Below are 15,941 nucleotides of genomic sequence, written 5' to 3' on the forward strand. Positions count from 1 at the left end.
GTACGCCGGTCCGTTCTCCTACGGACCGTGGCCCGGTGTCCACCACGCGAAACCCGTTCGCGTGGGCACCCCCCTCCTCCCATACGCTTGTCCTGTGACCCCGGCCGAGCTCTCCCGTACCGTCCTGCGCTCCGTGCGTGGTGCCGTTGAGGAGCGGGAGCTCTCCGTGCCCGTGCCGGCGCGGATCGTGGTGCAGCCGCCGCCGCGGCCCGGGTGTGGGGATTACGCGTCCAATGTGGCGCTCCAGCTCGCGAAGCAGGCGGGGCGGCCCGCACGCGAAGTGGCCGAGATCCTGCGGAGGCGGCTGGTGGGGAGCGCCGGGATCGCCCGGGTCGAGATCGCCGGGCCGGGGTTCTTGAATTTCACGTTGGGGGACGGGGCGTCGGCCGGTCTGGTGGGGGAGGTACTGGCCCGCGGGGAGCGTTACGGCCAGGCCCCTGCGTCCGGTGCGGAGGGACCGGGACGGGGCGGCGGGCCGGCGCGATACGCGGGGGAGTGGGCCGAGGCCCGGGAGACCGTCGTGGGCGAGGTCCTGGCCCGGCTCGGGCGGGACGAGGTACGTGCGGAACGGCCGCTGACGCTGGACACCGGTGACGGGGAATGGGCCCGACTGGTGGCCCGGCTCGGGGGCGACGAGGCGCGGTGGGTGCTGCTCAAGCCCGCGGCGCACGACCCGGTGCGGGCGCCGGAGCGGCCGGTGCAGCACGCGGACAACCCGCGGTTCCGGGTGCAGTACGCCCACGCCCGGACCCGCGCGATGGTGCGGAACGCCGGCGAGCTGGGGTTCGTCGGCGAGCCGGGGGACGTGACGGCGGACGCTGCCGACGGGGACGCGCGGGGCCTCCAGACGCTGGAGAGTGCTCTCGCCACGTATCCGACGGTCACCGCGACCGCCGCGCGGCGTTGCGCGCCGGACCGGGTGGTGCGCCACCTGGAAGCCACCGCGGACGCTTATCTGCGCTGGCAGGAGGAGTTCTGGCCGCTGCCCGTCGGCGAGCAGAAACCCTTGGCCGTGCACCGCGCCCGGGTGGCCCTTGCCGAAGCCACGGGGACGGTGTTGGGGAACGGCCTGCGCCTGCTCGGCATCTCTGCTCCTGAACACGTCTGAACCACCTATGCCTGAGTCTGGAAATGTCTGATGTACGCGTCCGCACACCGGCAGGGCGCGCCGACGACCGCCCCGCTCAGCACCTCTGAACGATCTTGAGGGGACCGTTTCCGTTATGAGCCGTTCCGCGCATCCCGCAGGGCCCCGCCATGGCGACGTACTGCCCGAGGGGCACTACGCCGGGCCGCCCGCCGATCTCAACTCCCTTGACCCGCAGGTCTGGTCCCGTACCGTCCGGCGCGACGCCGACGGTGTGGTGACGGTCGGCGGGCTGGCCGTGACCGCGCTCGCCGAGGAGTTCGGCACGCCGGCGTACTTCCTGGACGAGGACGACTTCCGGGCCCGCTGCCGGTCCTGGAGGGACGCGTTCGGGCCGGACGCCGACGTCTTCTACGCGGGCAAGGCGTTCCTGTCCCGGGCCATCGTGCGGTGGCTGACCGAGGAGGGCCTCAACCTCGATGTCTGTTCGGGGGGCGAGCTGGCCACGGCGCTGGACGCCGGAATGCCCGCCGAGCGGATCGCGCTGCACGGCAACAACAAGAGCACCGAGGAGATCACCCGGGCCGTCGAGGCCGGGGTGGGGCGGATCGTGCTCGACTCGTTCCAGGAGATCGTGCGGGTCGCGCACATCGCCGAGCGGCTCGGCAAGCGGCAGCGGGTGCAGATCCGGGTCACGGTCGGTGTCGAGGCGCACACCCACGAGTTCATCGCGACCGCGCACGAGGACCAGAAGTTCGGGATCGCGCTGGCCGGCGGCCAGGCCGCCGAGGCGGTGCGGCGCGCGCTGAAGCTGGACGGACTCGAACTCATCGGGATCCACAGCCACATCGGATCGCAGATCTTCGACATGGCCGGATTCGAGGTCTCCGCGCGGCGAGTGGTGCAGCTGCTCGCCGAGGTGCGGGACGAGCACGGCGTGGAGCTGCCGGAGATCGACCTCGGCGGCGGACTGGGCATCGCCTACACCTCCGACGACGACCCGCGCGCACCGCACGAGATCGCCCGGGCGTTGCGCGAGATCGTGGGCCGCGAGTGCGAGACGGCCGGGCTGCGGGTGCCGCGGCTGTCGGTCGAGCCGGGCCGGGCGATCGTCGGCCCGACCGCCTTCACGCTCTACGAGGTCGGTACGGTCAAGGAGCTGGAAGGGCTGCGGACGTACATCTCCGTGGACGGCGGGATGTCGGACAACATCCGCACCGCGCTGTACGACGCGGAGTACAGCGTGGCGCTGGTCTCCCGCACCTCCGACGCCGAGCCGATGCTCTCGCGGGTCGTCGGCAAGCACTGCGAGAGCGGGGACATCGTCGTCCGGGACGCCTTCCTGCCCGGCGATGTCGCGCCGGGGGACCTGCTCGCGGTGCCGGCCACCGGTGCGTACTGCCGGTCCATGGCGAGCAACTACAACCACGCGCTGCGGCCGCCGGTGGTGGCGGTCAAGGACGGTGCGGCCCGGGTGATCGTCCGGCGGGAGACGGAGGAAGATCTCCTGCGGTTGGATGTCGGGTAGGGGCGGATCGCCGGGACCGGGCCCCGGATGAAATAAATGTCTCGGCATCCGGACGAACGGCAGAAACCGCCGTCCGGTGCGTGAGACTGGTGCATGACCAGGAAACTGGTGCGTGACCGAGCATGAAACTGCTGGATCGAAGAAAAGACGAGGTCGAATGATGCGTACGCGTCCGCTGAAGGTGGCGCTGCTGGGCTGTGGTGTGGTCGGCTCAGAGGTGGCGCGCATCATGACGACGCACGCCGACGACCTCGCGGCCCGCATCGGCGCGCCCGTGGAGCTCGCCGGGATCGCCGTCCGCCGCCCGGAGCGGGTGCGGGCCGGGATCCCGGCCGAGCTGATCACCACCGATGCGACCGCCCTCGTCAAACGCGGCGACATCGACGTCGTCATCGAGGTGATCGGCGGGATCGAGCCAGCCCGCGGGCTGATCACCACCGCCTTCGAGCACGGTGCGAGCGTGGTCTCGGCCAACAAGGCGCTGGTGGCGGCCGACGGTGCCGCACTGCACGCGACGGCCGAGAAGCACAACGCCGACCTGTACTACGAGGCGGCGGTCGCCGGCGCGATCCCGCTGGTGCGGCCGCTGCGCGAGTCGCTCGCCGGGGACAAGGTCAACCGCGTCCTGGGCATCGTCAACGGCACCACCAACTTCATCCTCGACAAGATGGACACCACCGGCGCCGGCTACAGTGAGGCGCTCGACGAGGCCACCGCGCTGGGGTACGCCGAGGCCGACCCGACCGCCGACGTCGAGGGCTTCGACGCCGCCGCCAAGGCCGCGATCCTCGCCGGGATCGCCTTCCACACCCGCGTCACCATCGACGACGTGCACCGCGAGGGGCTGACCGAGGTCACCGCCTCGGACATCGCCTCCGCCAAGCGGATGGGCTGCACCGTCAAGCTGCTGGCCATCTGCGAGCGGGCCGCGGACGGTGCGTCGGTGACCGCGCGGGTGCACCCGGCGATGATTCCGCTGACGCACCCGCTGGCCTCCGTGCGCGAGGCGTACAACGCGGTCTTCGTGGAGGCCGACGCGGCCGGCCAGCTGATGTTCTACGGGCCGGGTGCGGGCGGTTCGCCGACCGCCTCCGCGGTCCTCGGCGACCTCGTCGCGGTCTGCCGCAACAAGCTCGCCGGTGCCACCGGGCCGGGGGAGTCCGCGTACACCGCGCTGCCCGTCAGCCCCATGGGTGAGGTCGTCACCCGCTACCACATCAGTCTCGACGTGGCCGACAAGCCGGGCGTTCTGGCTCAGGTCGCGACGGTCTTCGCCGAACACGGCGTATCGATCGATACGGTCCGTCAGCAGGGGAAGGACGGCGAGGCCGACCTCGTCGTCGTCACCCACCGAGCGACCGACGCGGCCCTGTCGTCGACGGTCGGGGCACTGCGCGAGCTGGACACCGTCCGCGGTGTCGTCAGCATCATGCGGGTCGAAGGGGAGTAAAGGAACCCATGTCTGCCAATTCCACCGTGACCACCACCAGCAGTCAGTGGCGCGGAATCATCGAGGAATACCGTGACCGGCTTCCGGTCAGCGACACGACCGAGGTCGTCACCCTCCGAGAGGGCGGTACGCCTCTCGTACCGGCCCAGGTGCTGTCCGAGCGCACCGGCTGCGAGGTGCATCTCAAGGTCGAGGGTGCCAACCCCACGGGCTCCTTCAAGGACCGCGGGATGACGATGGCCATCACCCGCGCCAAGGAGGAGGGCGCCAAGGCGGTCATCTGCGCCTCCACCGGCAACACCTCCGCCTCGGCCGCCGCCTACGCGGTCCGGGCCGGGATGGTCTGCGCGGTACTGGTCCCGCAGGGCAAGATCGCGCTCGGCAAGATGGGCCAGGCGCTGGTACACGGCGCCAAGATCCTCCAGGTCGACGGAAATTTCGATGACTGTCTGACGCTGGCCCGGAGCCTCTCCGAGAAGTACCCGGTCGCACTTGTGAACTCCGTTAACCCGGTGCGCATCGAGGGGCAGAAGACCGCCGCCTTCGAGATCGTCGACATGCTCGGCGACGCCCCGGACATCCATGTGCTGCCGGTCGGCAACGCCGGCAACATCACGGCCTACTGGAAGGGCTACCGGGAGTACGCGGCCGACGGCATCGCCGCGCACACCCCGCGGATGTGGGGCTTCCAGGCATCCGGCAGCGCCCCGATCGTGCGCGGTGAGGTCGTCAAGGACCCGCACACCATCGCCACCGCGATCCGGATCGGCAACCCCGCCTCGTGGGAGTTCGCCGAGCGCGCCCGGGACGAGTCCGGCGGCCTCATCGATGAGGTGACGGACCGTCAAATCCTCGCTGCCTACCGCCTGTTGGCCGCGAAGGAGGGCGTCTTCGTGGAGCCTGCCTCGGCCGCCTCGGTCGCCGGTCTGCTCAAGGCCGCCGAGGAGGGCAAGGTCGACCCCGGCCAGCGGATCGTCTGCACGGTCACCGGCAACGGCCTCAAGGATCCGGACTGGGCGGTGGCCGGTGCCCCGCAGCCGGTCACGGTCCCGATCGACGCGGACGCCGCCGCCGAGCGACTCGGCCTCGGCTGACCGTCCCGGACACCCCCCGGGACCTGCGGATACGTACGGGGACGACGGGCCGGCCAGTCGCCCGCCGTCCCCCGTACGGCACCTTGCGCAAAGCCCGGGCAAACACTGCAAAGGCGGTGTTGGGGCATGTGGTGGCGCGCGACACGCATCGTGCGCCTCCTGTGCGCCCTATGTCGCGACAGAACCTTCCTTCGATAGGCTGGCACCCAACTCCCCTCCCCACGGCATAACGCAGTGGTGCGCAGGGCAGGTCAGAACAGACCCCACGAGCCGGCCAGGCACCTCGGTGCCGCGGCGCTGTGCTCGGGGGCAGTACCGCAGTTTCAATCAAGGAGAGTCATCGAGCGATGGCCGGTCCCGCGTTTCGCGCCGCCGCCGTCCGGGTGCGCACCCCCGCTACCAGCGCCAATCTCGGCCCCGGCTTTGATGCCCTGGGACTTTCCCTGGGCCTGTATGACGACGTCGTGGTGCGGGTGGCCGACTCCGGTCTGCACGTAGACATCGCCGGCGAGGGGGCCGACACACTGCCGCGCGACGAAAGCCACCTGCTCGTACGGGCCATGCGCACCGCCTTCGACCTGCTCGGCGGGCAGCCGCGCGGCCTGGAGATCGTCTGCGCCAACCGCATTCCGCACGGCCGCGGTCTGGGTTCCTCGTCGGCCGCCATCTGTGCCGGGATCGTCGCCGCCCGCGCCGTGACCATAGGCGGCGAGCAGAAACTCGACGACGCCGCGCTGCTGGAACTCGCCAACGAGATCGAGGGCCACCCCGACAACGTCGCGGCCTGTCTGCTCGGCGGTTTCACCCTTGCCTGGATGGAAACCGGCACCGCCCGGGCGATCCGGATGGATCCCGCTGATTCCATCGTTCCGGTGGTCTTCGTGCCCGGAAAACCGGTGCTGACCGAGACCGCTCGCGGACTGCTGCCGCGTACCGTCCCGCATGTGGACGCCGCGGTCAACGCCGGTCGCGCCGCACTGCTCGTCGAGGCCCTGACCAGGCGCCCCGAGCTGCTGCTCGCCGCGACCGAGGACCGACTTCACCAGGAATACCGCGCCCCCGCGATGCCGGAGAGCACGGCCCTGGTGAACCGACTGCGCGCGGACGGCGTCCCCGCAGTCATCTCCGGTGCGGGCCCGACGGTGCTCGCACTGGTCGAAGAAGCGGCGGCCGACAAGGTCGCGGCGCTGGCGGGAGAGGGGTGGGCGGCCAATCGGCTGACCCTCGACGCGGCCGGTACGTGTGTGCTGCCGCTCGCCGGGTGACCACGACCAGTGATCGACGATTGCCGGTCTTTGAGAGGGGGAATGTTTGTTGGATCCGGTAGTGTTAACCTCAAGTCAGTACTCGACGCCAGTGTGGCGCGGTGCTTCGTGTCCCCCATCGGGACCACTTTCTTCCGGGAGCCTCCCAAACTGCTTGGAGCAATGGCCTGAGCAGAAGTGAGCACGCTCCGGAATCGGCGTGACGACAACAGTCACACCCCAGATCTTCACGCCGGAGCCCTGAATTGATCTTTCCGCCGTATCCGGCGGGACCACCGCCCCGGCCCGGTCCGCAAGACCAAGGACCCAGCCGGACAGCACAACCGGTCGCCGAGCCAGACAGGCCGACGCCCGCTCCAGGGAAGGACCCTTCGTGAGCGACACCACCGATCTGATGGGCGCGCGCACCGATGGCAGTGCCACCACGCCCGCCACGGACGCTCCCGCCGCGCCTGCCACCACGCGGCGCCGCCGTTCCGGCACCGGCCTTGAGGGCATGGTCCTGGCAGAGCTGCAGCAGATTGCCTCCGGCCTCGGTATCAAGGGCACCGCGCGGATGCGCAAGAGCCAGCTGATCGAGGTCATCAAGGAGAAGCAGACCGCCGGCTCCGGGACCGCAGCCAAGGCCGATGCGCCCGCCGACACCGAGACCAAGCCCAAGCGCCGTACGACCTCCAAGGCCCGCACCGGCGAGGACGGTGCCGAGTCGGCCGCAAAGACCGAGAAGGCCGCCAAGTCGACCAAGGTGGCGGAGAAGTCCGGGACCCAGCAGCAGATCGACATCCCGGGCCAGCCCGTCAGCGACGAGGCGCCGGCCGGTGAGCGTCGCCGCCGTCGGGCCACCGCCCCCGCGGGCAGCCCGGACGCCGACGTCCGCACCGAGGCCAAGGCCGAGGCCGCCACCGCGGTCAAGACCGAGGTCCGCACCGAGACCGCGGTCGCCCCGCAGGAGGCCGGCGAGGGCCGGTCCGCCAGGGGTGCCGAGCGCCAGGAGCGCGGGGACCGCCAGGAGCGCGGTCAGAAGGGCGAGCGTGGTCGGCGCGACCGCGGTGACCGTGAACGCGGTGACCGTGACCGTGGCGACCGTGACCGCGGTGACCGTGACCGTCGCAAGGTCGACGCGGGTGACGGCGGCGGCCAGGGCGGCAACCGTCAGCGGGACCGCCGGGACGGCGACGACGAGGACTTCGAGGGCGGTCGGCGCGGTCGGCGCGGCCGTTACCGCGACCGCCGCGGGCGCCGTGGCCGCGAGGAGTTCACCAACGAGCCGCAGGTGGCCGACGACGACGTGCTGATCCCCGTCGCGGGCATCCTCGACATCCTCGACAACTACGCGTTCATCCGGACCTCCGGCTACCTGCCCGGCCCGAACGACGTGTACGTCTCGCTCGCCCAGGTCCGCAAGAACGGTCTGCGCAAGGGCGACCACGTCACCGGTGCGGTCCGTCAGCCCAAGGACGGCGAGCGGCGCGAGAAGTTCAACGCCCTGGTGCGCCTGGACAGCGTCAACAGCATGGCGCCCGAACAGGGCCGCCAGCGCGCGGAGTTCGGGAAGCTGACGCCCCTTTACCCGCAGGAGCGGCTGCGCCTGGAAGGTGAGTCGGGCGGTCTGACGACCCGAATCATCGACCTGATCACGCCGATCGGTAAGGGCCAGCGCGGTCTGATCGTGGCCCCGCCGAAGACCGGCAAGACCATGATCATGCAGGCGATCGCCAACTCGATCACCCGCAACAACCCCGAGTGCCACCTGATGGTCGTCCTCGTCGACGAGCGTCCGGAGGAAGTCACCGACATGCAGCGGTCGGTCAAGGGCGAGGTCATCTCCTCGACCTTCGACCGCCCGGCCGAGGACCACACCACCGTCGCCGAACTCGCCATCGAGCGCGCCAAGCGTCTCGTCGAGCTGGGCCACGACGTGGTCGTCCTGCTGGACTCCATCACCCGCCTGGGCCGCGCGTACAACCTCGCGGCGCCCGCCTCCGGCCGCATCCTGTCCGGTGGTGTCGACTCGACCGCGCTCTACCCGCCGAAGCGCTTCTTCGGTGCCGCGCGCAACATCGAGGACGGCGGTTCGCTGACCATCCTGGCCACCGCGCTGGTCGAGACCGGCTCGCGGATGGACGAGGTGATCTTCGAGGAGTTCAAGGGCACCGGCAACCTGGAGCTCAAGCTCGACCGCAAGCTCTCCGACAAGCGCATCTTCCCGGCGGTGGACGTGGACGCGTCCAGCACCCGTAAGGAAGAGATCCTGATGGGCAGCGACGAGCTGGCCGTCGTGTGGAAGCTGCGTCGGGTGCTGCACGCGCTGGACCAGCAGCAGGCCATCGAGCTGCTGCTGGACAAGATGAAGCAGACGAAGTCCAACGCGGAGTTCCTGCTCCAGATCCAGAAGACGACGCCGACCACGGGCAACGGCAACGACTGACGCCCGCGGCCGCGCCGCACGCACGACCGGGCCCCCTCACCCCCCGCGGGTGAGGGGGCCCGGCCGTTTCCGTTCCGCCCCGCGCCCCGGGTGTGACCTGTGCCGCGCGGCGCCGTGCCCCGCTTGAGACCTTTCGCACAGATCCGTACGGCGTACGCAGTTTCCGTCGGCCGGTGCGACGCGGCGAAAGCCCTGGTGAGAGCCGCCCCGGAGCCCGTACGCCGGCTCCGGACGCCCAGGCTTTCTAAGAAAACGCTCATAACGCGCTGTGCAACCCTTCCGGACAGCCTCCCGTCTGACTAGGCAATCAACTGCCTGCGGCAGGGGGACGGCCAGAGCAGTCGACCGACGAAGGACTGAGGAACAGATGGCGCAGAGCGACGGGACCGCGGGGAAGGCCGGAGACCGGGGCCGGGCCCTGCGTGCCACCGGCCAGCGGCGCAAGGCCCCGACCCGGGGCCGCCGGGTCCTGACCATCACGCTGTGCGCGCTGGTCAGCGCCGTCCTGCTCGGCGGCGCCGGGCTCGGCTACCTCTACTTCAAGTTCAACGGCAACCTCAAGGGCGTCGACATCAACGCCGCCCTCGGCCAGGACCGTCCGAAGAACCTCGACAACGGCTCGATGGACATCCTCGTCATGGGCTCCGACTCCCGCTCCGGCAAGAACGCCTCCTACGGCAAGGACGAAGGCGGGGCGCGCTCCGACACCGCGATGGTCGTGCACGTCTACAAGGGCCACCAGAAGGCCAGCGCCGTCAGCATCCCGCGGGACACCCTGGTCACCCGGCCCACCTGCACCAAGGACGGTCAGACCGTCCCCGGGCAGCACCGGGCGATGTTCAACACCGCCTTCGAGGTCGGCGGCCCGGCCTGTGCCGTCAAGACCGTCGAGTCGATGAGCGGCATCCGCATGGACCACTTCGTCGAGGTCGACTTCACCGGCTTCAAGAAGCTCATCGACGCCCTGGGCGGGGTGGACATCACCACCACCAAGGCGATCAACGACAAGTACAGCCACCTGCACCTGCAGCCCGGCAAGCACACCCTCAACGGCGAGGACGCCCTCGGCCTGGTCCGCACCCGGCACGGCGTCCCCGGCGGCGACGGCAGCGACCTGGGCCGGATCCAGCTCCAGCAGACCTTCGTCAAGGCGCTGATGAAGCAGGTCCGCAGCGTCGGCGTGCTCTCCAACCCGGCCAAGCTCTACGACATCGCCGACACCGCCACCAAGGCCGTCACCACCGACACCGACCTCAACTCGGTCACCGCGCTGACCGGCCTGGCCAAGGAGCTCGGCGGGATCTCGTCCGACGGCATCGACATGGTGACGCTCCCGGTGGCCTACGACCCGGTCAACCCCGACCGGGTGCTGCCTCTGGCCACCCAGGGCCGGAAGGTCTGGGACGCGCTCCGCCACGACCAGGCCATTCCTAAGGCCGCGATCAAGGGCTCCGCAGGTGACAAGGGTGGCACGGCCAACTACGTCAAGTAGTCGCCATCGCCCCCGAGCCGCCCGGGAATAGTGGAGGCCGTACCCCGGTTTTGGGAGATACGGCCAGTGCTGGCAGACTGGACCGTCGGCCCCGGTTCACGTGACGCAATCCGCGCCACGACCCGGTGCACTCCCGAACCTAGGAGAATCCCTTGAAGCGCGACATCCACCCGGAGTACGTCGAGACCCAGGTCAGCTGCACCTGTGGCGCGTCCTTCACCACCCGTAGCACCGTTGCCGGCGGCGCCATCCGCGCCGACGTCTGCTCGGAGTGCCACCCGTTCTACACGGGCAAGCAGAAGATCATGGACACGGGCGGCCGTGTGGCCCGCTTCGAGGCCCGCTTCGGCAAGTCCGCCGCGGCCGCCAAGAAGTAGCGACCCGCAAGGCGCCGGTCTCCGGTCGCCCCCGGACAGGGGGGACCGGACCGGCGTCTTTGTCGTCCGGACCCTCTGCCTCCCGGCCCGGGTCCGGCCCGCCGCACAGCGGCAACGGGGCACAGCCACCCCGGGAAGCCACACCAGCAGTCAGCAGAGGAACACACGATGTTCGAGGCGGTCGAGGAACTGGTCGGCGAGCACGCCGACCTTGAAAAGCGGCTGGCCGACCCCGCGGTCCACGCGGACCAGCGCGAGGCCATGCGGCTCAACAAGCGCTACGCGGAGCTGACCCCGATCATCGCGACGTACCGTGCCTGGAAGCAGACCGGCGACGACATCGAGACCGCTCGGGAACTGGCCGCGGACGACCCGGACTTCGCCGACGAGGTCAAGGAGCTGGACGTCCGCCGCGGGGAGCTCACCGAGAAGCTGCGGCTGCTGCTCGTCCCGCGCGACCCCAGCGACGACAAGGACGTCATCCTGGAGGTCAAGGCCGGTGAGGGTGGCGAGGAGTCCGCGCTGTTCGCCGGCGACCTGCTGCGGATGTACCTGCGGTACGCCGAGCGGGCCGGCTGGAAGACCGAGATCCTCGACGCCAACGAGTCCGACCTCGGCGGCTACAAGGACGTCCAGGTCGCGGTGAAGACCAAGGGCGGCGGCGGTGCCACCGTGCCGGGACAGGGTGTCTGGGCGCGACTGAAGTACGAGGGCGGGGTGCACCGCGTGCAGCGGGTGCCCGCCACCGAGTCGCAGGGCCGGATCCACACCTCCGCGGCCGGAGTGCTGGTCACGCCGGAGGCCGAGGAGGTCGAGGTCGAGATCGGCCCCAACGACCTGCGGATCGACGTCTACCGCTCCTCGGGGCCGGGCGGCCAGTCCGTCAACACCACCGACTCCGCGGTCCGGATCACCCACCTGCCCAGCGGCATCGTGGTGTCCTGCCAGAACGAGAAGAGCCAGCTCCAGAACAAGGAGCAGGCACTGCGCATCCTCCGCTCGCGGCTGCTGGCCGCGGCCCAGGAGGAGGCCGAGCGGGAGGCGTCGGACGCCCGGCGCAGCCAGGTGCGCACGGTGGACCGCTCGGAGCGCATCCGCACGTACAACTTCCCGGAGAACCGGATCTCGGACCACCGGGTGGGATTCAAGGCGTACAACTTGGACCAGGTGCTCGACGGCGAGCTGGACCCGGTCATCCAGGCGTGCATCGACGCCGACGCGGCGGCCAAGCTCGCCGCCGCCCAGTAAGACCGCAAGACCCAGGACGTATCGGCTGGAGGACCAGTGAACCTGCTGCTCGCGGAGGTGGCCCAGGCCACCCAGCGGCTGGCCGACGCCGGCGTGCCCTCACCGCGCTTCGACGCGGAGGAGCTGGCCGCGCATGTGCACGGCGTCAAGCGCAGCCAGCTGCACACGGTCCCCGACGCGGACTTCGACGCCCGCTATTGGGAGGCCATCGCACGCCGTGAGGCGCGCGAGCCCCTCCAGCACATCACCGGTCGGGCGTTCTTCCGCTACCTCGAACTCGCCGTCGGGCCAGGGGTGTTCGTACCCCGCCCGGAGACCGAGTCGGTGGTCGGCTGGGCCATAGACGCGGTGCGCGCCATGGACGTTGTCGAGCCCCTGATCGTCGACCTCTGCACCGGTTCCGGGGCGATCGCCCTCGCCCTGGCGCAGGAGGTCCCGCGGTCGCGGGTGCACGCCGTGGAGCTCTCCGAGGAGGCCCTGACCTTCGCCCGCAAGAACGTCGAGGGGTCCCGCGTCGTTCTCCACCACGGCGATGCGTTCACCGCGCTCCCCGAACTGGACGGGCAGGTCGACCTGGTGATCTCCAACCCGCCGTACATCCCGCTCACCGAGTGGGAGTACGTCGCCCCCGAGGCCCGGGACCACGACCCGGAGCTGGCGCTGTTCTCCGGCGAGGACGGTCTGGACACCATCCGGGGCATCGAGCGGACCGCACACCGCCTGCTGCGGCCCGGCGGCGTGGTCGTCGTCGAGCACGCCGACACCCAGGGCGGGCAGGTGCCGTGGATCTTCAACGAGGAGCAGGGCTGGGCGGACGCGGCCGACCACCCCGACCTCAACAACCGGCCCCGATTCGCCACCGCGCGCCGGGCGACGCCATGAGCCGCCCCACTCCGGCGCCGAGGCAGCCGATGCATCCGCAGTATTCGTTCCGCGTAACCGTTCCGCATGAGGAGGACCGCTAATGGCACGGCGATACGACTGCAGCGACGCGACCGACCGCGCGACCGGCCTGCGTGAGGCCGCCTCGGCCGTCCGCCGCGGCGAGCTGGTCGTGCTGCCGACCGACACCGTCTACGGCATCGGTGCGGACGCCTTCAGCCCGGAGGCCGTCGGCGACCTGCTGGAGGCGAAGGGCCGCGGTCGAGGGATGCCCTCCCCGGTCCTGGTCGGGTCCCCCAACACCCTGCACGGCCTGGTCACCGAGTTCTCCGAGCAGGCATGGGAGCTGGTCGACGCGTTCTGGCCGGGGGCGCTCACCCTCGTCGCCAAGCACCAGCCGTCGCTGACCTGGGACCTGGGCGAGACCCGCGGCACGGTCGCCGTGCGGATGCCGCTGCACCCGGTCGCGATCGAGCTGCTGAGCGAGTTCGGCCCGATGGCGGTCTCCAGCGCCAACCTCACCGGCCACCCGTCGCCGCAGGACTGCGACGCCGCCCAGGAGATGCTCGGCGACTCGGTCTCCGTCTACCTCGATGCCGGCCCGACGCCCGCCGCCGTGCCGTCCTCGATCGTGGATGTCACCGGCAAGGTGCCGGTGCTGCTGCGCGAGGGCGCGATCAGCGCCGAGGAACTGCGCAAGGTGGTCCCCGAGCTCGAGGTGGCGAATTGATGCCGCCCCCGGGGCGTGGCATAGCGGGACCAGGCGACGACACCCGGTCCGCCCCGGCGGACCCCACGGCCTGTTTCCGGATCCTCCACGTCAGTACCGGCAACGTCTGTCGCTCGCCGATCACCGAGCGGCTGCACCGCCACGCCCTGGAGGAGCGGCTGGGCGATGTCCGTCGCTGCGGGCTGCTCGTGGAGAGCGCGGGCACCTGGGGCCATGAGGGCGCCCCGATGGAGGCGCATGCCGCGACCGTGCTTGCCGACTACGGCGCGGACCCGGCCGGCTTCATCGGCCGCGAGCTGCTCGACGAGCACGTCATCCGGGCCGACCTGGTGCTCACCGCCACCCGCGACCACCGTGCGCAGGTCATCTCGATGGGGCACTCCGCCGGGCTACGGACCTTCACGCTGAAGGAGTTCAACCGCCTGGTTCGCGCCATAGATCCGGCCACGTTGCCGGCGCCCGACCCGGACCTGCCGGACGGCGGGCTGGTCGAGCGCGCCCGCGCGCTGGTCGGCGCGGCCGCCGCACTGCGCGGCTGGCTGCTGGCTCCCAACCCGGAGTCCGACGAGGTCTACGACCCCTACGGCGCACCGATCACGTTCTTCCGCTCCATCGGCGACGAGATCAACCGCGCGCTCGATCCGGTCGTCACGGCCCTGACCGGGGTCCCGGCACCGGCGTAGATCGACGTAGGGCCCGCCCCGGAACGCCCGGGGAACGGCCCTGGTGGCCCCTGTGCGGCCCGTGGACCGGCCCCGGGACCCCGATGCCCCGCCCGTCGCGCCCGATCCCCGTACCGCGCCTACATTGGGATTGGGGCCTGCCTGGGCGATCAGGGTTCGGACGGGCCCTGGGGGCACGGCAGACGTGCCCTGGTCCCCGTACGAGGCCCGGAGCCAGCGATGCCCGCCACCACCGCGTCATCTCGCCGTACGTCCCCCGCCGACCGCACCGCGGCCGCTGAGCCCCGGATCGCCGCGGCGGCCGAAACCGCCCAGCAACAGGCGCGGACCGCCGCCCGCGACGACCTCACCCGGCCGCCCGGCTCCCCGGACTTCGCCGCACTGCTGAGCCAGGATCCGGAGATCGCCGGCGTGCTGCTCGCGGAGAGCGCCCGGCAGAGCGACGGGCTCCAACTCATCGCCGCCGAGAACTTCGCCTCACCCGCGGTCCTGGCCGCCCTCGGCTCGCCCTTGAGCAACAAGTACGCCGAGGGCTATCCGGGCGCCCGGCACCACGGCGGCTGCGAGATCGTCGACCTCGCCGAGCGGATCGCGGTGGAGCGCGCCAAGGCCCTGTTCGGCGCCGAACACGCCAACGTCCAGTCCCACTCGGGGTCTTCGGCCGTACTGGCCGCCTACGCCGCCCTGCTGCGCCCCGGGGACACCGTCCTGGCGATGTCCCTGCCGCACGGCGGGCACCTCACCCACGGTTCGCCGGCCAACTTCTCCGGCCGGTGGTTCGACTTCGCGGGCTACGGCGTCGACGAGGAGAGCGGGCTGCTGGACTACGAGGCGATCCGCGCACTGGCCCGCGAACGGCGGCCGAAGGCCCTGGTCTGCGGCTCGATCTCCTACCCGCGGCACATCGACTACGCGGCGTTCCGCGACATCGCCGACGAGACCGGCGCCTACCTCATCGCCGACGTGGCGCACCCGATGGGGTTGATCGCCGGCCGTGCGGCGCCCAGCCCGGTCCCGTACGCCGACGTGGTGTGCGCGACCACCCACAAGGTGCTGCGCGGGCCGCGCGGCGGGATGATCCTGTGCCGGGCGCGGCTGGCCGAGCGCATCGACCGTGCGGTGTTCCCGTTCACCCAAGGGGGTGCCCAGATGAACGCGGTCGCCGCCAAGGCGGTGGCGTTCGCGGAGGCCGCCCGACCGGCGTTCCGGACCTACGCCCATCAGGTGATCGCCAACGCCCGGGTGCTGGCGGACGCGCTGGCCGGGGAGGGCCTGACGGTCACCACCGGCGGCACCGACACCCACCTGATCACCGCGGACAGCACCCCGCTCGGCGTGGACGCGCGCACCGCCCGCGGCCTGCTGGCCGCCGCCGGGGTCGTGCTGGACACCTGCGCGCTGCCGTGCGCCGGGGTGCCCGCGGCGTCCGGGGCCTGCCCGACCGGGATCCGGCTGGGTACCGCGGCGGTGACGACCCAGGGGATGGGCGAGGCCGAAATGCACCGGATCGCCGAGCTGATCGGGGCGGCGCTGAGGGAGGACGGTGCGGTGCGCGCCGCGGTCGCCGGGCTGGTCGGCCGATTCCCGCCGTATCCGGATCAGGGCTGATCCGGGCGGGCTCCGGAACCGTCCGCGGGGCGGTGGCGTCCTTCCTGGTGTTCCCCTGTATTCACGACC

13 protein-coding genes are annotated in these 15,941 nt (G+C 71.2%); all 13 read left to right on the plus strand.

What is annotated here, in order from left to right; translation table 11 throughout:
- Positions 1 to 94 precede the first annotated feature (94 nt).
- The 13 genes from nrtL to glyA all read left to right on the plus strand — a co-directional run bounded on the left by nrtL (position 95) and on the right by glyA (position 15,872).
- Positions 95 to 1,108 (plus strand): ArgS-related anticodon-binding protein NrtL, encoded by a 1,014-nt coding sequence (gene nrtL / locus ACO0M4_RS02580; RefSeq protein ID WP_430367861.1) that lies wholly within the window; start codon positions 95 to 97, stop codon positions 1,106 to 1,108.
- A gap of 115 nt (positions 1,109 to 1,223) precedes the next feature.
- The gene (gene lysA / locus ACO0M4_RS02585; protein ID WP_430367863.1) at positions 1,224 to 2,615 is read left to right on the plus strand and encodes a diaminopimelate decarboxylase; all 1,392 of its coding nucleotides are present in this window, start codon (positions 1,224 to 1,226) and stop codon (positions 2,613 to 2,615) included.
- A gap of 157 nt (positions 2,616 to 2,772) precedes the next feature.
- Positions 2,773 to 4,065 (plus strand): homoserine dehydrogenase, encoded by a 1,293-nt coding sequence (locus ACO0M4_RS02590; RefSeq protein WP_430367865.1) that lies wholly within the window; start codon positions 2,773 to 2,775, stop codon positions 4,063 to 4,065.
- An 8-nt stretch (positions 4,066 to 4,073) separates the two neighbouring features.
- On the plus strand, positions 4,074 to 5,159 hold the full coding sequence (gene thrC, locus ACO0M4_RS02595) for a threonine synthase (RefSeq protein ID WP_430367867.1): 1,086 nt from the start codon (positions 4,074 to 4,076) through the stop codon (positions 5,157 to 5,159).
- Positions 5,160 to 5,506: 347 nt separating this feature from the next.
- Complete coding sequence (gene thrB / locus ACO0M4_RS02600) at positions 5,507 to 6,424, plus strand: homoserine kinase (protein ID WP_430367869.1); 918 nt, start codon at positions 5,507 to 5,509, stop codon at positions 6,422 to 6,424.
- Between the two features lie 373 nt (positions 6,425 to 6,797).
- Positions 6,798 to 8,852 carry a transcription termination factor Rho gene (rho, locus tag ACO0M4_RS02605; RefSeq protein WP_430367871.1) on the plus strand — a complete coding sequence of 685 codons (2,055 nt, stop codon included), beginning with the start codon at positions 6,798 to 6,800 and terminating at the stop codon, positions 8,850 to 8,852.
- A gap of 367 nt (positions 8,853 to 9,219) precedes the next feature.
- Positions 9,220 to 10,344 carry an LCP family protein gene (locus ACO0M4_RS02610; RefSeq protein ID WP_430367873.1) on the plus strand — a complete coding sequence of 375 codons (1,125 nt, stop codon included), beginning with the start codon at positions 9,220 to 9,222 and terminating at the stop codon, positions 10,342 to 10,344.
- A 152-nt stretch (positions 10,345 to 10,496) separates the two neighbouring features.
- Positions 10,497 to 10,721, plus strand: coding sequence for a 50S ribosomal protein L31 (gene rpmE / locus ACO0M4_RS02615; RefSeq protein WP_430367875.1), 225 nt, complete (start codon positions 10,497 to 10,499; stop codon positions 10,719 to 10,721).
- A 168-nt stretch (positions 10,722 to 10,889) separates the two neighbouring features.
- Positions 10,890 to 11,969, plus strand: coding sequence for a peptide chain release factor 1 (gene prfA, locus ACO0M4_RS02620; RefSeq protein WP_430367877.1), 1,080 nt, complete (start codon positions 10,890 to 10,892; stop codon positions 11,967 to 11,969).
- 36 nt (positions 11,970 to 12,005) lie between these two features.
- Positions 12,006 to 12,851 (plus strand): peptide chain release factor N(5)-glutamine methyltransferase, encoded by an 846-nt coding sequence (prmC, locus tag ACO0M4_RS02625; protein WP_430367879.1) that lies wholly within the window; start codon positions 12,006 to 12,008, stop codon positions 12,849 to 12,851.
- Between the two features lie 82 nt (positions 12,852 to 12,933).
- The gene (locus ACO0M4_RS02630; RefSeq protein ID WP_430367881.1) at positions 12,934 to 13,581 is read left to right on the plus strand and encodes an L-threonylcarbamoyladenylate synthase; all 648 of its coding nucleotides are present in this window, start codon (positions 12,934 to 12,936) and stop codon (positions 13,579 to 13,581) included.
- Complete coding sequence (locus ACO0M4_RS02635; RefSeq protein ID WP_430367883.1) at positions 13,581 to 14,264, plus strand: protein-tyrosine-phosphatase; 684 nt, start codon at positions 13,581 to 13,583, stop codon at positions 14,262 to 14,264. Before ACO0M4_RS02630 ends, ACO0M4_RS02635 begins: the two co-directional genes overlap by 1 nt.
- A 219-nt stretch (positions 14,265 to 14,483) precedes the next feature.
- Positions 14,484 to 15,872, plus strand: coding sequence for a serine hydroxymethyltransferase (gene glyA / locus ACO0M4_RS02640; RefSeq protein ID WP_430367885.1), 1,389 nt, complete (start codon positions 14,484 to 14,486; stop codon positions 15,870 to 15,872).
- Positions 15,873 to 15,941: the final 69 nt, after the last annotated feature.

The sequence above is a fragment of the Streptomyces sp. RGM 3693 genome, from assembly GCF_050471125.1.
Lineage (GTDB): Bacteria > Actinomycetota > Actinomycetes > Streptomycetales > Streptomycetaceae > Streptomyces.